Annotated in this window: 20 protein-coding genes; 9 read left to right on the top strand and 11 right to left on the bottom strand. The window is 61.6% G+C overall.

What is annotated here, in order from left to right:
* Positions 1-133: 133 nt before the first annotated feature.
* From EOB80_RS02360 to EOB80_RS02350, 3 genes are read left to right on the top strand one after another with little or no spacing between them, the layout of a single operon-like run.
* Positions 134-1054 carry a sugar ABC transporter permease gene (locus EOB80_RS02360; RefSeq protein WP_127326525.1) on the top strand — a complete coding sequence of 307 codons (921 nt, stop codon included), beginning with the start codon at positions 134-136 and terminating at the stop codon, positions 1052-1054.
* Positions 1054-1911 carry a carbohydrate ABC transporter permease gene (locus EOB80_RS02355; protein ID WP_127326524.1) on the top strand — a complete coding sequence of 286 codons (858 nt, stop codon included), beginning with the start codon at positions 1054-1056 and terminating at the stop codon, positions 1909-1911. Before EOB80_RS02360 ends, EOB80_RS02355 begins: the two co-directional genes overlap by 1 nt.
* A gap of 14 nt (positions 1912-1925) precedes the next feature.
* Positions 1926-3905, top strand: coding sequence for a glycoside hydrolase family 127 protein (locus EOB80_RS02350; protein ID WP_127326523.1), 1980 nt, complete (start codon positions 1926-1928; stop codon positions 3903-3905).
* On the opposite strand, the gene EOB80_RS02345 is transcribed toward EOB80_RS02350, so the two are convergent.
* Positions 3892-4626: a gamma-glutamylcyclotransferase gene (locus tag EOB80_RS02345; protein WP_127322398.1), complete on the bottom strand. Its 735-nt coding sequence runs from the start codon at positions 4624-4626 to the stop codon at positions 3892-3894. The genes EOB80_RS02350 and EOB80_RS02345 overlap by 14 nt on opposite strands.
* A gap of 158 nt (positions 4627-4784) precedes the next feature.
* On the opposite strand from EOB80_RS02345, the gene EOB80_RS02340 reads away from it, so the two are divergent.
* A complete protein-coding gene (locus EOB80_RS02340) occupies positions 4785-5477 on the top strand; it encodes a DUF2270 domain-containing protein (RefSeq protein WP_127322397.1) in 693 nt (230 codons plus the stop codon).
* 97 nt (positions 5478-5574) lie between these two features.
* Here the strand turns inward: EOB80_RS02340 and EOB80_RS02335 are convergent, their stop codons facing one another.
* On the bottom strand, positions 5575-5718 hold the full coding sequence (locus tag EOB80_RS02335) for a hypothetical protein (RefSeq protein WP_127271038.1): 144 nt from the start codon (positions 5716-5718) through the stop codon (positions 5575-5577).
* Between the two features lie 113 nt (positions 5719-5831).
* Here EOB80_RS02335 and EOB80_RS02330 point away from each other — a divergent pair, with 113 nt between their 5' ends.
* The 4 genes from EOB80_RS02330 to EOB80_RS02315 all read left to right on the top strand — a co-directional run bounded on the left by EOB80_RS02330 (position 5832) and on the right by EOB80_RS02315 (position 8416).
* A complete protein-coding gene (locus EOB80_RS02330; RefSeq protein ID WP_127326522.1) occupies positions 5832-6143 on the top strand; it encodes a hypothetical protein in 312 nt (103 codons plus the stop codon).
* Positions 6144-6156: 13 nt separating this feature from the next.
* Positions 6157-6600 (top strand): SRPBCC family protein, encoded by a 444-nt coding sequence (locus EOB80_RS02325; RefSeq protein WP_127272572.1) that lies wholly within the window; start codon positions 6157-6159, stop codon positions 6598-6600.
* Between the two features lie 150 nt (positions 6601-6750).
* Positions 6751-7899 (top strand): amidohydrolase, encoded by a 1149-nt coding sequence (locus tag EOB80_RS02320; RefSeq protein ID WP_127326521.1) that lies wholly within the window; start codon positions 6751-6753, stop codon positions 7897-7899.
* A gap of 43 nt (positions 7900-7942) precedes the next feature.
* The gene (locus EOB80_RS02315) at positions 7943-8416 is read left to right on the top strand and encodes a VOC family protein (RefSeq protein WP_174800353.1); all 474 of its coding nucleotides are present in this window, start codon (positions 7943-7945) and stop codon (positions 8414-8416) included.
* A 20-nt stretch (positions 8417-8436) separates the two neighbouring features.
* Here the strand turns inward: EOB80_RS02315 and EOB80_RS02310 are convergent, their stop codons facing one another.
* From EOB80_RS02310 to EOB80_RS02300, 3 genes are all read right to left on the bottom strand, one after another.
* Positions 8437-9438, bottom strand: a complete 1002-nt coding sequence (locus tag EOB80_RS02310) for an NADP-dependent oxidoreductase (protein WP_127326520.1) — start codon at positions 9436-9438, stop codon at positions 8437-8439.
* 59 nt (positions 9439-9497) lie between these two features.
* Positions 9498-10364, bottom strand: coding sequence for an alpha/beta hydrolase (locus EOB80_RS02305; protein WP_127326519.1), 867 nt, complete (start codon positions 10362-10364; stop codon positions 9498-9500).
* Between the two features lie 85 nt (positions 10365-10449).
* Positions 10450-11265: an oxidoreductase gene (locus EOB80_RS02300; protein WP_127326518.1), complete on the bottom strand. Its 816-nt coding sequence runs from the start codon at positions 11263-11265 to the stop codon at positions 10450-10452.
* Between the two features lie 103 nt (positions 11266-11368).
* On the opposite strand from EOB80_RS02300, the gene EOB80_RS02295 reads away from it, so the two are divergent.
* Positions 11369-11932: a TetR/AcrR family transcriptional regulator gene (locus EOB80_RS02295; protein ID WP_127319350.1), complete on the top strand. Its 564-nt coding sequence runs from the start codon at positions 11369-11371 to the stop codon at positions 11930-11932.
* A 52-nt stretch (positions 11933-11984) separates the two neighbouring features.
* Here EOB80_RS02295 and EOB80_RS02290 read toward each other — a convergent pair whose 3' ends face one another.
* From EOB80_RS02290 to EOB80_RS02265, 6 genes are all read right to left on the bottom strand, one after another.
* Entirely contained in the window at positions 11985-13616 is a 1632-nt protein-coding gene (locus tag EOB80_RS02290) for an ABC transporter ATP-binding protein (protein ID WP_127326517.1), read from the bottom strand.
* On the bottom strand, positions 13606-14379 hold the full coding sequence (locus EOB80_RS02285; RefSeq protein WP_348629487.1) for an ABC transporter permease: 774 nt from the start codon (positions 14377-14379) through the stop codon (positions 13606-13608). The genes EOB80_RS02290 and EOB80_RS02285 overlap by 11 nt, the downstream gene beginning before the upstream one ends.
* Positions 14380-14486: 107 nt before the next feature.
* A complete protein-coding gene (locus tag EOB80_RS02280; protein ID WP_127326515.1) occupies positions 14487-15533 on the bottom strand; it encodes an ABC transporter permease in 1047 nt (348 codons plus the stop codon).
* An 88-nt stretch (positions 15534-15621) separates the two neighbouring features.
* Positions 15622-17229 carry an ABC transporter substrate-binding protein gene (locus EOB80_RS02275; protein WP_127326514.1) on the bottom strand — a complete coding sequence of 536 codons (1608 nt, stop codon included), beginning with the start codon at positions 17227-17229 and terminating at the stop codon, positions 15622-15624.
* Between the two features lie 120 nt (positions 17230-17349).
* A complete protein-coding gene (locus tag EOB80_RS02270) occupies positions 17350-17703 on the bottom strand; it encodes a Rieske (2Fe-2S) protein (protein WP_023809364.1) in 354 nt (117 codons plus the stop codon).
* A gap of 11 nt (positions 17704-17714) precedes the next feature.
* Complete coding sequence (locus tag EOB80_RS02265) at positions 17715-18797, bottom strand: amidohydrolase family protein (protein ID WP_023809365.1); 1083 nt, start codon at positions 18795-18797, stop codon at positions 17715-17717.
* Positions 18798-18812: the final 15 nt, after the last annotated feature.

Here is an 18812-nt window from a genome sequence, read left to right as displayed (position 1 = left end):
TCCGGGTGGGGTCGCCACCGCAGTGCTCGACGTTTCTTGATGTCGGCGCGCTCCGCAGAGGACCCCACCCCCGGCCTACGGCCGGACCCTCCCCTCAAGGGGGGGAGGGGGACGCAGCGCCAAGGGAACAGCCATGACCATCACCGCAGCAACCCCTGCCCCGCCCCGCGCCCGCAGGGTCGCCAGCCGCCAACAATGGATCGGCCTGCTCTATGTCGCGCCGGCTGTCGCGCTGGTCGTCGTCTTTTTCCTGATCCCGCTCGGCATGACGGCGTGGATGTCGCTGCACAACTGGCCCTTGATGGGCGAGCATAGCTACATCGGCCTCGGCAATTATGTCGCCATCCTGCGCGACACCCGGTTCTGGAACGCGCTGCGCTTCACCGCCTTCTACACGGTGATCGTCACGATCGCGATCTTCGTGGTGGCCTTTCCGCTGGCGCTGTTCGTCGAACGGCCGCGGCCGCTGACCAATCTCTACCGCACCATGTTCTTCATGCCGGCGGTTGTCGGTTTCGCCTCGGCCAGCCTGCTCTGGTCGTGGTTGCTGAATGTCGATTCCGGCCTGTTCAGCCCGGCCGCTTACGACCTCGGACTGATCGACAGGAAGTTCAACCTTCTGGCCACCTTCCAGCCGGCCTTCTGGTCGATCATCGCCATGGTCGTCTGGAAGGTCGCCGGCTTTACCATGATCATCCTGATGGCCGGCCTGCAATCGATCCCGCAGGACCTGCAGGAGGCGGCCGTCATCGACGGTGCCGGGCCTTTCGCCAGGTTCAGGGCGATCACCCTGCCGCTGATGCGCCGCACGCTGGCGCTGGCGCTGATCCTGTCGGTCGCCGGCTCGATCCTCGCCTTCGACCAATTCTACATCATCCTGCGCGGCGGCCCGCGCAACCAGACGCTGACGGCGGTCTACTGGATCTTCAACCAGTCCTTCGTGTCGTTCAAGCTCGGCTATGGCGCGGCACTTTCCATGGTGCTGCTGGTCATCCTGGTGGCGCTCAGCCTCGTCCAGCTATGGTTGTTGCGCAAGCCGGAGGGTCTCGACTGATGGCGCAGGCAGCCTCCCGTAGCCGCCGGCTCCTGAGCCGCGTCGCAGAGCATTCTACCGGCATCGTCGCCTCGGTGCTGTTCGCCGCGCCGATTGTTTGGGCGGTGCTGTCGGCGTTCAAGCCGGCGGCCGAAGCACGCCTGCCGCCGCTGCCGCCCTGGCCGACGTCGGGGTTCTCGCTGGAGAACTATGCCACGCTCAACAGCTTCGGCGACGGGCTGTGGGCCTCTGCGCAAAACAGCATCTATGTCTCGGTGATGACGGTCGTGCTGTCGGTCGCCGTCAGCGTGCTGGCCGGCTACGGCTTTTCGCGGTTCCGGTTTCCGTTCAAGGACCTGTTCTTTATCCTCATCCTGTCGACGATCATGATCCCGTTCCAGTCGATCCTGACGCCGATCTTCCTGGTGCTGACCAAGCTTGGCCTGCACAACACCCTGACCGGCCTGGTCGGCGTCTATGTGACGCTGCAACTGCCGTTCTCGATCTTCATGATGCGCAACGCCTTCGACGCGGTGCCGCGCGAAATCGAGGAGGCCGCCCGCATGGACGGCGCCAGCAATCTCACCATGCTTTTGAAAGTGATGCTGCCGCTGGTCTGGCCGGGCGTGGTCACCATCGCCCTGTTTGCCTTCCTCGGCGCCTGGAACGAATTCCTCGCCGCCCTCGTGCTGATGACCGACCAGTCCAAGTTCACGCTGCCGGTGATGATGACCGCACTGCAGTCGGGCCGCTTCGGCGCCATCGACTGGGGCGCGGTGCAGGCGGGCGTCACCGTGATGATGGTGCCGTGCCTCATCCTCTTCCTGGCGCTGCAGCGCTTCTACATCCGCGGCCTGATGGCCGGGGCCGTCAAATAGAATGGAGTAAGTTCATGACCGCATCGCCATCCGCAAAAACCGGAAAACCGAAGCTCGCCTTCCGCCCGCTGCCGGTGCCGCAGGTCGACGTGCACGGCTTCTGGGGCGACCGCGCCGACGCTGTCGCCACCCGCACCGCCGACATCCTCTACGAGCGCTGCGTCGAGGCCCGCATGCTGGAGCAGATCGATCCGGACCGCCCCTCGCCCGGCATAGTCATCCCCTTCCACTCGCCCTCTCCCGACGAAGCCGACCGCCAGGGCGCGGAATTCACCGGATCGACGGTGACCACGCAGATGTTCTGGGATTCCGATCTCGGCAAGACGATCGAGACCGCGGCCTATTCGCTTTACCGGCGCAAGAACCCCGAACTGGAGAAGAAGATCGATGCCGTCATCGACATGTATGGCAAGCTGCAGCAGGAGGACGGCTATCTCTCCAGCTGGTATCAGCGCATCCAGCCCGGCAAGCGCTGGACCAATCTGCGCGACTGCCACGAGCTCTATTGCGCCGGCCACCTGATCGAGGGCGCGGTCGCCTATTACCAGGCGACGGGAAAACGCAAGCTGCTCGACATCATGTGCCGCTATGCCGACCATATCGCGTCGGTGCTCGGCCCCGAGCCCGGCAAGAAGAAGGGCTATTGCGGACATGAGGAGATCGAGCTGGCGCTGGTCAAGCTGGCGCGGGTGACCGGCGAGCGGAAATACATGGAGCTGGCCAGATACTTCATCGACCAGCGCGGGCAGCAGCCGCATTATTTCGACGAGGAGGCCCGCGCCCGCGGCGCCGACCCGAAGGCCTATCATTTCAAGACCTATGAATACAGCCAATCGCACATCCCGGTGCGAGAACAGCACAAGGTCGTCGGCCATGCTGTCAGGGCGATGTACCTCTATTCCGGCATGGCCGACATCGCGACCGAATATGGCGATGATACGCTGCGGTCGGCGCTCGACCTTCTGTGGGACGATCTCACCACCAAGAGCCTCTATATCACCGGCGGGCTCGGGCCATCGGCGCACAATGAGGGGTTCACCAGCGACTACGACCTGCCCAACGAGAGCGCCTATGCCGAGACCTGTGCAGCGGTCGGCCTGGTGTTCTGGGCCAGCCGCATGCTCGGCATGGGGCCGAACGCGCGCTACGCCGACATGATGGAACGCGCCCTCTACAACGGTTCGATCTCGGGCCTGTCGCTCGACGGCTCGCTGTTTTTCTACGAGAATCCATTGGAAAGCCGGGGCAAGCACAACAGGTGGAAATGGCACCGCTGCCCGTGCTGCCCACCCAATATCGGTCGCATGGTCGCCTCGATCGGCAGCTATTTCTACAGCCTGGCCGACGATGCGTTGGCCATCCACCTCTATGGCGACTCGACCGCCCGTTTCGACATATCGGGCGTCCCGGTCGGCGTGACGCAGACGAGCCGCTATCCCTGGGACGGCGCCGTCGAGATCGCGCTCGAACCGCAGGCGCCGGTCGAATTCACCTTGCACCTGCGCATTCCAGCCTGGAGCGCCAGTGCCCAGTTGAAGGTGAACGGCGAGGCCATCAAGCTGGCTGAGATCACCAGCGACGGCTACGCCGCGATCAAACGGACATGGACGAAGGGCGATGATGTCCGGCTCGATCTCGAAATGCCGATCGAGCGGCTTTATGCCAACCCGCAGGTGCGCCAGGATGCCGGCCGCGTCGCGCTGTCGCGCGGCCCGCTGATCTATTGCGTCGAGGCATCAGACAATGACAGCCAGCCGCATCGCCTGACGCTGCCGCGGACGGCCACCATCGAAGCGCAGCACCGGCCGGAACTTCTCGGCGGTGTGGTGACGCTGTCGACCGCGGCACTTGCCGATGCCGCCGACGGGTGGCAGGACGGGCTCTACAGGCCCGAGCCGCCGGCCACCGCCGAGACACGCCTGACCGCCATTCCTTATTTCGCCTGGGACAACCGCGAGCCCGGCGAGATGCTGGTATGGCTCAGGGACGGGTGAGTTGTGATGTTAGCCCGATCTCTTCGGCCACCAGTTCCTGCAGCCGCCACAAATTGCGGTCGCGGATGCCGCAGGCTTCGAGGTGGCGGATCGTCTCGAAAAGATATTGCGCGCCCGAGCCCCAATGACCAACGGCTGTCACCAGCGTCGCCGCGATCGCCTGCTTGTCGAGGTTGCCGGCATAACGCGGATTGGCGGGATCGACGACGAAGCCAAGCGCGCGACATGGGCCGCCTTCGGTCCTGACCTGCAGCCAGCGCGGCACGTTGACGGCGGGCAGGATGGTCATTTCGCGGCGCAGGAGCGCTTCGAGGTTAGCCGCCACCGGTTCCGCGATCTCGAACACCATGCCCTGGCACTGGCCGCCGCGATCGAGCGCCATCATCAGGCCGGGCTGCTCGACCGTGCCGCGAAAACGCTGCACCGTGAAGCAGAACGAACGATGCCAGCCGCTGGCCACCGCGCGTTCTCCGCCCCTCACCTCGCCGGCGGGCTTCCACAACAGCGAGCCATAGGCAAATAGTTTCAGCGGCCCGGCCGGAGCGCCGGCCAGCACCTCGTCGCGGATGCGCGCATAGTCGGCATCGGTCATGTGAACCATGCCCGGCGTCGGCCCGGCATCCTCGACAGCACGCATGGTGCGCGCGACCAACGCCTCGGTCAGCGCCATCGGCGTGTTGCGCGGGACCCTCGATGATGCGGTGGAAATGGCCTTGCTCATCTTCGCGCTCCCAGTCCTACCGCCATGTTGCTGAAGGCTGAAGGATTCTCAAGGGCCGTGCAGCCGAGATAGATCACGAGTGGCCGATGCCGCTCTTGCGTGACGCGTCTTGGAACGATGTTGCCGGCAAACTGTTCTGTTCCTTGCCGGAGGATGCCATGAACGACGCGTCGGCAAAGCCCGTTGGTCCCGTCCTTTCATCGGCGGAGCGCGTCAACACGCTATCCCATTTCCATCGCGCCGAGATCGCTCGCATGGCGGGATGGCGCGACCGGCTCGACCTGACGACCAACTGGGCAATCACGGTGGTGGCGGCGCTGCTTTCGGTATCACTCTCGACGGCCAGTGCGCATCACGGCGTGCTGCTGTTCGCCATGCTGCTGATCCTGCTGCTGCTGTGGATCGAGGCGCGCCGCTATCGGTTCTTCGATTTCTATCGGGCGCGCGTACGCCAGTTCGAACGCCACTATTTCGCGCAGATCTTTTCCCCACAGCCCGACTTCGCCTCGGACTGGCTGCTCATCGTCGGCGAAGGCCTGCGCGCGCCGAAATTCCTGCTGTCGCAGCGCGTCGCGCTAGCCCGTCGGCTGCGGCGGAATTACATCTACCTGTTCCTGATCCTCTGGCTGGCCTGGGTGCTCAAGATATCCACACCCAGCCTTCAAACCGTGGGCGTCAGGACCGGCTTTGCCGGCTCGCTTCGCGAGGCCGTGGACAGCGCCGCCCTTGGCCCCGTTCCCGGTGTGGCGATCGTGGTTGTCGTGGCCGCATTCTATGTCGGGTTGCTTGCGATCGTCTTTTTCACGGCCGATGACGACGGCGAACTGTCCTTTGGCGAGGTGCATGTTTGACGTTTATGCCCGGCAACAAGCCGCTGCAATGCAAACGGCGGCCCGCGCGTTGAAATGGTCGGTCCGCCGAGACGTTTGGGAGCACGGAACTGCGCGCCTAGATGCCGAAGAACTGCTTGCCAACCATGTAGCCCAGTGCCGCTACGACCAGCGGAAACAGTGCCGGCGCGGCTTTGCCTAGAAGGGAGACCTGCAGGTCCTTCGCCGGCGTATGACGTGCATTGCCGAGATTCTTGGTCATTGCTTGCCTCGGGTTCGAAAGACTCATTAGCAAATGCTGATTAACAGCATGGCCGGATTAACGGCCTGATAGGAAATCAACTCTGATCAAATGCAAATTCTAATGATCGGCACATGGACGGCAAAGACGCGCTACCCTATTTCGCGGCGTTCGAACCGTTGACCGGGACGCGCGGCCTTTCCCGCCAATCGGCAAAACCGCGCCTGAACAACAAGATGGCTCAGGAACCCGATTTAGCAGGTGAACGCCAGCTCCAGAGCCGGTGCAGTTCGCCCGCCGCCTCGCCCGAGCTTCGTGTTGATAGGCGCGGCATCGAACGGCATGCCCGCAGGGGAGGCAGGCCGCATCCCGTCAAAAAATTCGCAACCAATGTCGGACTTGTTACGCCTCGTTCGTCCTTGGGGGTATCGAACAGCCATTTATGAAAGGATCCAGCATATGCCCGGCACCGTACGTTTGCACCGCGTTCTGACGACCAGCCCGGAAAAGGTCTATCGCGCCTTCGTTGAAGCGGACGCGCTGGCCAAGTGGCTTCCGCCAAACGGCTTCACCTGCACGGTTCATAATTTCGAGGCAAAGGTCGGCGGCACGTTCAAGATGTCGTTCCGCAATTTCACCACGGGCGACAGCCATTCCTTCGGCGGCGAGTACCTCGAACTCGTCCCGGGCGAGCGCCTGCTCTACACCGACAGGTTCGACGATCCCAATCTGCCCGGCGAGATCCGGGTCACCGTGATCTTGAAAAAAGTGTCGGTCGGCACCGAAATCGACATCACCCAGGCCGGCATTCCGGACGTCATTCCGGTCGAGGCCTGCTATCTCGGCTGGCAAGAGTCGCTCAGAAATCTGGCAAAGCTCGTCGAACCCGAGATCAATCAATAGGCTGGGGGTGGGAGAACGGGGCGTTTCTGGCCTGCTGAAGCCTGAAACTTGGACTGTGGCGGGAACTGCCCTTTATCGCTAGCAATTCATCATCGACACCCCCCTGTGACCGGACGTGTCAATGAAGAATGCAGCGGAGGCTGAAAAAGCATGACTCTGACCAACCGAGACATCGTCGAATTGACGGCGTGGCGGCGCCAGCTGCACCAGGCCCCGGAAATCTCGAATGAAGAGGAGAAGACGGCAAGGGAGGTCGTCGCCTTCCTCGCCGATACGGGGCCGGACAAGGTGCTTACACAACTCGGCGGGCACGGCGTCGCGGCCATATATGACAGCGGCAAAGCGGGGCCGACGGTGCTGTTCCGTTCGGAACTCGATGCCTTGCCTATCGAAGAACTTTCAGGCGTACCGCATTCGTCGCGCGTGCCGGGCAAGTCGCATATGTGCGGCCATGACGGACACACCGCGATCCTGGCATCCCTCGGCCGTCAGTTGGGGCGCGAAAGGCCTGCAAGCGGCCGCGTCGTGCTGATGTTCCAGCCGGCGGAGGAAACCGGCAATGGCGCGGCAGGCGTCGTCGCCGATCCGCGCTTCGGCGAGATCGCGCCGGATTTCGCTTTCTCATTGCACAACCTGCCCGGCGTGCCGTTCGGCGAGGTGCGGCTCAAGCCCGGCGTGGTCAACTGTGCGTCACGCGGCATGCGCATCGTGCTGGAGGGCAAGACCGCCCATTCGTCCATGCCGGAGACCGGCATTTCGCCGATGCTGGCGATCAGTGAGCTGATGCCGGCGCTGCCGGCGCTCGGGCGCGGGACCTTCGCCGACGACGACTTCTCCATGCTGACGGTCACCCATGCCGCGATGGGCGAAGCCGTGTTCGGCATCTCGCCGGCTCACGCCGAGGTGTGGGCCACGCTGCGCACCCGGCGTGACGAGCGCATGGCAAACCTGTGCGCTGCTGCCGAAGCACTGGTCGCCAGGATCGCGGGCGAGCATCGCCTTTCCGTCCGCTGGGACTATCACGAGATCTTCGTCGCCAGCGTCAACGCGCCGGACGCGGTGGAGCATCTGCGGCGCGCACTTGATGAAGAGGGCGTCGCGCACGGCGAAGAAGCCCTGCCGATGCGCGCCTCTGAAGATTTCGGCCTGTTCGGCCACAGTGCCAAGTCGGCAATGTTCTTCCTCGGTGCAGGCGAGCGGCACCCTGCCTTGCACAATCCCGACTATGACTTTCCCGACGACCTGATCCCGATCGGGTCAAGGATCTTCATGCGCACGGCACGTAATTTGCTGGGCTGACCTCCGCCGACCCCAACACCGAAAGGAACACGCAATGCCAACGATGCCAAAGAACACGATTTGCCTCTGGTTCGACAAGGACGCCGAGGCTGCGGCTCGCTTCTACGCGGAGACCTTTCCCGATACCAGGGTGGGCGCCGTTCACCGTGCGCCGAGCGACTTTCCGTCCGGCAAGAAAGGCGACGTGTTGACGGTCGAATTTACCGTTGCCGGCATTCCCTGCATCGGATTGAACGGCGGCTCCACATTCAAGCAGAGCGAGGCCTTCTCGTTCCAGATCGCCACCGACGATCAGCAGGAAACCGACCGCTACTGGAACGCCATCGTCGGCAATGGCGGCCAGGAGAGCGCGTGCGGCTGGTGCAAGGACAAATGGGGCGTGTCCTGGCAAATCACGCCGCGCACGTTGACCGAGGCCATGGCGGCCGGCGGCGAGGAAGCCAAACGCGCCTTTGATGCAATGATGGAGATGACGAAGATCGACGTCGCGGCGATCGATGCAGCCCGGCGCGGCTGACCTCGATCGCAGCTGAGTTGCTATCGGACCTTGATGACGACCTTGCCCTTGGCGCGTCCTGTTTCGACATAGGCCAGCGCCTCGTTGGCCGCCTCGAAGGGAAAGACCCGATCGACGACCGGGCGGATCGCGCCGGCTTCGATGAGCGATGCGATCTTGCTCAACTGCTCGCCCTGCGCCCACATGAAGAGAAACGAGAACGTCACGCCACGGCGCTTGGCTCTCGCTCGAATACTGCGGCTCAGCAGGCGAAGCACCAGCTTCAGCACCATGTTCAGTCCTTTTTCCCTGGCGAAGTCGGGATCCGGTGGGCCGGAGATGGAGATGAGCTTGCCCCCCGGTTTCAGAACATTCAGTGACTTTTCAAGTGTCTTTGTGTCCTGGCTGTTCAAGACGACGTCGTAGCCCGACAGCGCTTTTTCGAAATCGTCTTTCCTGTAGTCGACGATGACATCGGCGCCGAGCCCCTTGACCAGGCCGGCACTCGCCGCGCTGGCGGTGGTCGCAACGGTCGCGCCGAGATGCTTTGCCAGTTGGATGGCGAATGTCCCCACGCCGCCGGATCCGGCTTGAATGAAGACCTTCTGTCCCCTCTTCAGGTTGGCCCTTTCGATGAGCGCCTGCCAGGCGGTCAGGCCAACCAGCGGGATCGAGGCCGCCTCCTCCATGCTGAGGTTCCCGGGCTTCAGGGCCACGTCGGCTTCATCCATGGCTATGAACTCGGCGAACGTCCCGATCCGACCATCGCGCGGCCGCGCATAGACGTCGTCGCCGAGTTTGAACTTGCCGACTTTCGATCCCACGCGGACAACCCTCCCGGCCACGTCGTGACCCAGGATGAATGGCCGGCGATAGGGCAGGATCAGCTTGAACTCTCCGGTTTTGACCTTGGAATCGAGCAGGTTCACCGCCGCGGCGTGGACCTCGACCAGGACATCGCTGTCCCCGAGTTTCGGCTCCGGCATTTCGGCCAGCCGCAGCGTGCCGTTCTTGCTGTATTTGTCGACGACGAATGCCTTCATGGCAGTGACTTTCTGAGAGATTGCTGATGTTCGGGACAAGAGCCGCCCGGTGAGAGGTGTCAGGCCTCGAGAAAGGCCAATGCTTTCGGAACGAAATCGGCGTGGTTCTGGAACACCCCGCCATGGCCGGCATCCGCATAGATCACCAATTGCGCCCCCGGAATGCGGCGGGCGAGATCGTGGGTATTGACGCTCGGCACCATCCTGTCGTGGTCGCCATTTGCGATCAGCGCAGGGATGCGGATGGCGCTCAAATCTTGCGGCGCCTGTAGTCCATAAGCCTTCACCGCCCGGAGTTGCGCGCCGAACGCGCTAAGCGATATCGGCCTGTCGCGGTCGGCCTTGCGCTCTGTCAGCCGCTGCAGGAACGCCTTCGCGGCGCGGCGCCCGTTCACCGTTCTGGTGAAAAACAGATAGTATTTCGGATCCCGAAAAGTCAGCGCACCCTTGATCATGTCCACGATCGTCAGTGGCGTCATCTTGTCGATGCCTTGGCCGCCGGCCGGCCCGGTGCCGGCCAGGATGAGCTTGCGCACAAGCCCGGGCTCGGTCAGCACGATCTCCTGCGCCACGAAGCCGCCGAGTGAGAAACCGAAGAGATCGACTTGATCGAACCCCAGCGCCCGGACAAAGGCGACCGCATCCCGTGCCATCTCGGCGATGCGTGACGGCGTTTTGCCGCCTGAAGCACCAACGCCCCTGTTGTCGAAGGCAATCACCCACCGGGTCGCGGCGAGGCCATCGACGATGCGTGGATCGAAATTGTCCAGTTGAGCGCCGAGATGGTTCAGCAGGATTACCGGCACGCCCGTCCTTGGTCCGAGCTGCCGATAGACGAATGCCGTGCCGCCGACATCGACGGAGTGCGTTGGCGTGTCCTGGAACGATGCCCGTAAGTGGGGCGACCGCTTGAACCCATGTGTCATGCTTGGCACCTCCGCCTTGCGGGGGCTGGCCAATCGTGTTGTCGTTGCCAGTCGCATGTGCGTAAAATCCTCTGCTCGCTGTTGTTCAAACCGGCAGGCGGAACTGTTTGCGCAGGCTCTTGTCGAATATCCCCGCGGGAGCAAAGCGGCGCAGCAGGCTGACCTGGCGCGCTGCCTTGCCGGCGGTGTAGCGCCGTTGCGGACGGGCATCGGTCGCTGCTTTGACGACCACCTGCGCCACCACTTCGGGCCGATCGGCGACAGGCATCACATCGCGAAGCAGCGCTTCCAGCGTAGCTCGAGCCTGATCGTATTCCTGCAACGGCGAATCCGGTTGGATCCCGTTCTGGTCGAAGACAGTGCGAACGAATGCCGGCTCGATGACCGAGACGCGGATATTGAAGGCACGAACCTCGTGGTCGAGCGATTCCGAATAGCCCTCGAGCGCGTGCTTGACCGCCGAATAATGCGCTGAATACGGCGCCGGCACCAGTCCCAGCACAGAGCCGATATTGACGATGCGCCCCTCGCCACGCCGCCGCATCGACGGCAGCACCGCATTGGTCATGCGGATGACGCCGAACAGATTGACGTCGAACAAGGCCTGCACCTGTGCAATCGAGAATTCCTCGGCGCCTCCAAGCTGGCCGACGCCGGCATTGTTGACCAAGAGGTCGATCCGGCCGGTCTGCGACAGCACCGTCGAAACGAGTGCGGCAACGGCCTCACCGTCGGTCACGTCGCAAACCAGCATGGTCACCCCGTCCGGGCCGTTGTCGGCCTTGCGCCGGCTGGTTCCGAAGACGGTGAACCCCGCCTTTGCCAGAGCCTCGGCACTGGCGCGGCCAATGCCCGAAGAGGCTCCCGTCACAACAGCAATTTTTTTGGAATTCGCATTCATTTCGTGCTCCAAAATCATGAGGGCTAGCTTTTTTGCGCCCGTTGAATTACAGTCGTAATATCAGATTACACTCATAATGCAATAGCAGAAAGGAATAGCAGCCATGCGCTACGAAAAAGGCCGGAAGGACGCCTCGCGCGGACGGATCATGGAGGTCGCTGCGGAACGCTTTCGCGGCGACGGCATCGCCGCGTCCGGACTGGCGACCATCATGAGCGACGCCGGGCTGACGAACGGCGCCTTCTATCCGCACTTTCAATCCAAGGCGCAGCTTGTCCGCGAAAGCGTGGCGGCGGCGATGGAGCTTCAGGCGCAGCAACTGGCAGAAGCATTGGCTTCGGGCGTGGAGATGGCCATCGGCACGTATCTGTCGGCCGAGCACCGGGACAATCCCGGAAAGGGCTGCGCGTCAGCCGCGCTGCTGCCGGAGCTCGCCCGTCAGCCGCCTGAGACGCGTGAAGCCTATACAGACCACCTGCTGGCTTTGGTGCGCCAGTTGGCGCAAGCGCTACCGCAGGCCAAGGATCCGGAGGGCGTGGCGCTGGCTGTCTTCGCAACGCTCCTCGGCACGCTGCAAATGGCCCGCGCCGTGGGCGGAACGGAATTGTCCGATCGCATCCTCTCGGTGGGGAAAGATGCGGCGAAGACGCTGATCGAGCAGCGTTAGCGCTCCAGGAAGCTGACAGTGAGGAACATGCCGGGCGCGGATAGCCGATCCGTCAGATCTTCCGGCTGGCCAGCAGCCTTGTCAGCCAGTCCGGATTCATTTCCGGAACAGAGGACAAAAGCCGTTCGGTATAGGCCGCGTGCGGTGGCGTGAGAACTTCGCTCTTCAATCCCTGCTCGACGACTTTGCCGCGGTGCATGACGACGATTTCGTCGGCTATCGCGCGCACGGTAGCAATGTCATGGGTAATGAAGATGTAGCTCATTCCGAGTTCACGTTGGAGACGTATGAGAAGCTTCAGAATTTCCTCTTGGACGATCTGGTCGAGCGCGGACGTGATCTCGTCGCAGATGATAAGCTCCGGATCGGCAGCCAACGCCCGGGCAATGCAGACGCGCTGTTTTTGGCCACCCGACAGCTCGCCAGGCAGGCGTTCCAGAAAATCTTCGCTCATCTCGACCATGTGCATGAGTTCGCCGATCCGGCGATCCCTCCGCGCGCCCTTAAGGCCGAGGTAGAATTCGAGCGGCCGAGCTATGACTTCTTCGACCGTTTGGCGCGGATTCAGGGCGTTGTCGGGCATCTGATAAATCATCTGTATGCGGCGCAGGACCTCTTTCGGCCGCGTCTTCAGGCTCGTGGAAAGAAGCTGGCCGGCAAAAGAAATCGAACCTGAAATCGGCGGCAAAAGGCCGGTGACGACTCGAGCGAGCGTCGATTTCCCCGAACCGGATTCGCCGACCACAGCCACGGTTCTTCCGCGCGGAACCTTGATGGAGACATCCTGGAGCACCTTGACCTTTCCTGCATAGGCCGCGGTAACGTTGTCTATCGTCAGCAGATAGTCATCGGCTAGAACTTCGGGCTTGGCGAGCTTGCGTACGGCCCAGAGCGTTTTTGTATATTCCTGGCTGGGCGAGGCCAGCATCTGGCGTGTGTCTGCCTCCTCCACGGTACGTCCGTGGCGCAGAACCATGATACGATCCGCCATTTGCGCCACCACCGCCAGGTCATGCGTCACGTAGATTGCAGCGGTGCTGAATTCCTCCACGATGTTGCGAATGGAAGCTAGAACTTCAACCTGCGTGGTCACGTCGAGCGCCGTTGTTGGCTCGTCGAATATTATGAGGTCCGGACGACAAGCCATTGCCATCGCTGTCATTGCCCGTTGCAACTGCCCGCCGGAGACCTGATGAGGATAACGAAAGCCTATGGTCTCCGGTTCTGGGAGTTGAAGGCGTCGATAAAGATCGACGGCGCTCCGGTTCGCCTCTTCCCGGCCGGCAATTCCATGCGCCACCGCGGTTTCGACGGTTTGTTCCAAGAGCCGATGTGCCGGATTGAAGGAGGCAGCCGCGCTTTGCGCGACATAGGCAATGCGGGAGCCCCTGAGGCGACGGCGCCCTTTTTCATTGACTGCCAGAAGATCAATCCCGTCGAACAGGACCGAGCCTTGCATGATCCGGCAGCCCGGCTTGGCATAACCCATTGCAGCAAGGCCAATGGTAGACTTGCCGGCGCCTGACTCTCCGATCAGCCCAAGAACCTGGCCCCGCTTCAGCGTCAGATCGACCCCGTGGACAATGGGATGCCACCGCTCATCCGAGAACCCCTCCACATGCAGATTGCGGATTTGAAGCAGATCCTTTCCTTTTTCGCGTGGGCCTGGGCCGCTACTTTTCATCCCGCAACCCGCTTGTTGCTTGCAGGAACCAGTCCACCACGAAATTCACGGACACGGTAAGGAGAGCAATCGCGCCGGCCGGAAGTAGCGGGGTGACATCGCCGTAGGTGATCAGGGTCGCGTTCTCGCGCACCATTGATCCCCAATCGGCCGTCGGCGGCTGAATACCGACGCCGAGAAACGACAGCGCCGCGACTGTCAGGAACACGAAGCAGAATCGCAAGCCGAACTCGGCGACCAGTGGCGGCATGACATTGGGAAGGATTTCCCTGGCGATGATCCATTTCGGTCCCTCGCCGCGTAATCGTGCCACCTCGACATATTCCATCACCGCCACGTTAAGCCCGACGGCGCGAGAAAGCCGAAAGACCCGGGTGGAATCCAGAAGCGCAATGATGACAATCAGGCTCGTGATCGACGAGCCGAAGATCGTCAGCAGCACCAGCGCGAAGATCAGACTCGGGATTGACATCAGCACGTCCACCGCACGCGACAATATCTGGTCGAGCCACCCCCTGTACAATGCGGCAAGAAGGCCGAGCGAGACGCCGACCGCGAAGGACAGCAACGTGGTTGCGACCGCGATAGCGATGGTGTTGCGCGCACCGTAGATCAAGCGGGTGAGCATGTCGCGGCCGAGCTGATCGGTTCCCAATTTGAACTCCTGGCTCCACGGCGCGAAGGCTTCGCTGAAAACCTGCGTCTCGCCATATGGGGCTATCCAATGCGCGAAGACCGCAACAAAGACGTAGCCGAGGATCACGACGATGCCGAACCATGCGCTGAACGGTGCCTTCTTCAGCGCAGTTTTCGCCCGGGTGGCACGCGAGCGCCTCAGCCTTTGAACCGCCGCGACAGATTCGGATCTGGTCATCGTGGGTGCAAGAGCCTGGGATTGGTGGCGATGGAAATAATGTCGGCTAGCAGGTTGAGAAGGATGTAAGTCGCGGCGAAAATCAGGGCGCAGGCCTGGACAACCGGAACATCCCTGGATTTCACCGCGTCAACCATCAGCTGGCCGATGCCGGGGTAGACGAAAACGACCTCGACCACGACCACTCCGACTATGAGATACGCCAGGTTGAACGCCACCACAGTGACGATCGGAGCCCAGGCATTGGGCAGGGCATGCCTCAGCACGATCACCATCGGGGACATTCCCTTGAGGCGCGCCATATCGATGTAGGGGCTTGCCAGCATGTTGATGATGGCCGCTCGGGTCATGCGCATCATGTGGGCCACGATTACCAGCGTAAGCGTGATTGCCGGCAGGGCGACTTTCCAGAGATGCTCCCAAAATGGCGTCTGATCGTTCACATTCGACAATGTCGGAAATTTGGGAACCGCATTGAGCGCCCAGTTCAGCGAGACAGTGAGCCAATGAGGCAGCGTTTGAGCGAAATCGGATCCGATGAACGTGTCGCGCGAGATCACCAGGTAGGCGAGCATATAGGCGACGAAAAATTCCGGGAATGAAATGGTTGTCAGTGTCGCGACATTCACCAGCCGGTCGAACCAGCCGTTGCGGTACAGCGCAGCCAGAATGCCAAGCCCCAAGGCCAGAGGAACAGCTATCAGCGCAGTCACCGCTGCAAGGAACATCGTGTTGTAGAGGCGTGGTGCGATGATCTCGGCCACGGTACGCCGATATCCGGTGCGGCTCGCAAACGAAGAGCCGAAATCGCCATGGAGCATCTGGGCGACCCAAACGAAGTAGCGCTCGACAGGCGAGCGATCGATGCCGATTTCCCGCTGGAACGCGGCGACCGTTTCGGGCGTCGCCGATTGCCCGAGCGTGGCCTTGGCGAAGTCGCCTGGAAGCATCGCGATCGCAGAGAAGATAATGATGGACACGATGAACAAAGTGACCAGGCCGAGGCCAAGGCGCTGCAGGACCGTTCTTGCGACGGGGTTCATGTGCGTGGCGTTTCCCTTTGGGCGGCAGCCCTGCACTCGGAGCCAGCTGACCGGAGCCTCAAAACCATCGCGGCTCCGGCCCGCCATCTCATGCCGTGGCGATCCACCAGCGTTCGGCCATTTTCAGTCCATCGTTCTCCCAGTTGGGCGCCACATCGCCGTGTGCGAGCTTTTTGGATTGGGCGCTGACGAAATTGTTGAAGACCAGCACGATGCTGCCGCCGTCATCATGGGTTAACTGCTGCATCTCGGCATACATCGCCGCTCGCTTGGCCTCGTCCGTCTCGGCGCGCGCCTGGACAAGCAGTTCGTTGAAATGGGGATTTTTCCAGAAGGACTCATTCCAACTGGAGTCGGCGGCGAAGGCTTGCGTGAACATCCAGTCGGCCGTCGCCCGACCGCTCCAATAGGAAGCGCACCAAGGTTTCTTCAGCCAGACATTGTCCCAATAAGCGTCCTCGGCCTCACGCACGACATTGACGTCGATGCCGCATTGGGCTGCCGTTTCGCGAATGAGCGAAGCCGCGTCCACGGCGCCGGCAAAAGCGGCATCGGCCACCGAGAGATCCACTTTCAGGTTCTCCATTCCGGCCTTTTTCAGGTAGTGCTTGGCTTTTTCCGGATCGAAGCTGTGTTGCGGTTGCGGATCCTTGGCGAATTTGATGGCCGGCGCGATCGGGTTGTCGTTGGCCACAGTGGCGTGGCCAAGAAAGATCTTCTCGACGATTTCTTGGCGATTGATCGCCCATTTCAATGCCATTCGCACGTCTGGATTATCAAATGGCGCCATCGTGACATTCATCGGCAAGGTATAGTGCCCATAACCAGTGACTTCGACGATCTCCACCTTGGGATTGCGTTTCAACATGCCGAGGGTCTTCAGGTCGGCGCGGCCGATATAGTCCACCTCCCCCGTCGACAGCGCCGCCATGCGAGCGGCAAGATCCGTGATGGCGATGAACTCCACCTCATCGAGATAGGGCTTGCCGTTCTTGAAGTAGTTTGGATTGCGCTTGAGCTTGGCCGAAACGCCGGGCTGGAAATTCTCGACGACGAAAGCACCGGTGCGAACGCCTGAAGCCCAATCCGCCTTGCCATCCTTGGCCGGCATGATGACCAGATGGTAGTCACTCATAATGTAAGGGAAATCGGCGTTGCCGCTCTTGAGCGTGAAAACCACCGTTTCCGGGCCATCCGCCTTGATGTCGGCGACGGAGTCCAACAGCGATTTCGCCGCCGATTTGGTGTCCTTGCCCATGTGATATTGCAAGGAGGTCACGACGTCATCCGCCGTCACGGTCTTGCCGTTGTGAAAGGTTGCGCCTTTGCGCAGCTTGAAGGCCCAGGTTTTGGCTCCATCCGAAGTTTCAAAGCTCTCGGCGAGGTCCGGTTGGACATTGCCTTTGGCGTCGACCTCAGTGAGGCTGTTGGACAGCGAGCCCGAAAATGCGGTTTGTGTGAACGTGTCAGGGTAGCCGGCCGGATCGATGGAATCCGTCGTCGCGCCATGAGCCATGCCGAGCTTGGCGAAGCCGCCCTGCATTGGTTCGGCCCGCGCCGTGCTCACGAACAGCCGGTCGGCGGCGGCAACCGTCAGGCCCGCGGCCAGCCCAAGATGAATGAAGTCGCGGCGGGAAACCTTGCCGCCTCCGATCAGGCTTTGCGCGATACCAAGCTTGTATTCAGATTCTGACATTTGACTCTCCCATTGCGGAATTCCCCGCGTTATTTCTCGTCAAGCACCGGCGAACAAATCTGCTTATCGGCTCCCGCCACCTTTCTTCGAATTTTTCCAATCCCAATCGGCTTGCGCCAATCAGGCCGTCACGTAGATGCCGCCGGCTTCGACGGTGACTGGAAATGTGCGCGCGCGAACGGACGGATCGACCAAGGCCGCGCCTGACTTGATGTCGAACTCCCAGCCGTGCCAGGCGCATCGAACGATCTCGTTTTCGCGATGATAGATGAATTGCGCCTGTTCAACCGGCGCGGTTGTGCCGCATTGCGGCCCCTCGCAAAGCGGAGCGCCGCGGTGCGGGCAGACATTCAGCAGCGCGTGGAATGAATCTCCGATGCGGAAAATCCCGACCGAAAGGCTGCGGATCTTGGCGATGAACGGAGACCCTGTTTCGATCTCGTCGACGCGGCAGATATATGTCTTCTCGGGCATCGTATGCTTCCTCAGGCGGCATTCGCGGCTTGCGCGCGGGGGATGCGTTTGTAGACTTCCAGCGCGTTCAGTCCCATGATCTTGCTCTTCCAGGCAGGAGGGATTTGCAGCGTGTTGGCATCGTCGTAATCCCAGTGCGGATAGTCCGATGCAAACATCAGCGTGTTTTCTCCGTCCATCGCTTCGAGCGTGGACCAGAGATGTTGGATGTTTGCAGGCTGCTCCAGCGGCTGCGTGGAAAAGCGGATGTTGCGCCGGCAATATTCAGACGGCAGCATCTTCAGCCATGGCGTCTCCTTGCGCAGCGCTTTGTAATCAGCGTCCAGGCGCCAAAGAACCGACGGAACCCAGGCGACGCCGCATTCGATGATCACGAAGTAGAGGTCCGGCCATTTCTCGAAGACGCCATGGGCGATCATGCTTGCCACGTGCGACATCGCCGACATGTGCAGAATGGCATGCGTTTCCCAGAAGAATGTCGTCGGGGCGGGAGCAATGGCAGTTGAATTCACGCCGCCATGCCCGCCCAGATGAATGGCGAATGGCAACCCCACTTCCGCGCAGGCTTCGTAGATCGGGTGGTAAAACGGGTCGCCATACGGCTTGACGGACCCCTGGGAGGCGAGAACCTGGACCATGCGCGGATGACTGCCAAGACGGCGAATCTCGGCGGCAGCGAGCTTCGGATCCTGTGGCGCGATGATGATCGAGCCCATGAAACGATCGTCTTTCGGCAACCACTGATCGATCTGATAATCGTTGTACGCGCTGACCAGAGCGCTGGCATAGTAAGGGTTAGCCAGGGTCGACGCCTCGATAGGCTCATCGCCGGTCAGGATCGCCACGTCGACTTTGTATTTGTCGAGGTGCTTCTCTTTCATGATGAGATAGTTGTCGGCTTCCGTTTTCGGACGGATGTCCTTGCGGGAGAAGTCCTGCGGGTGGAACCAGGGCCGATGGCCATGCGGAAAGGCGCCAACGGGACCTGTTTTCTCGCCCTCGATGAACATGTCTTTCCACAAGCCGGAGAGATAGGGCTCCAACACGGTGGCGCTTGACCAGTAATTATGACAGTCGCAGTCGACTATGAACACTTCTTCCGCTCCGTA

Origin of the sequence: Mesorhizobium sp. M7A.F.Ca.MR.245.00.0.0, assembly GCF_003997415.1 — a bacterium.
In the GTDB taxonomy this organism is placed as follows: Bacteria; Pseudomonadota; Alphaproteobacteria; order Rhizobiales; family Rhizobiaceae; genus Mesorhizobium.
This window is presented reverse-complemented; position numbering and strand designations above follow the sequence as displayed.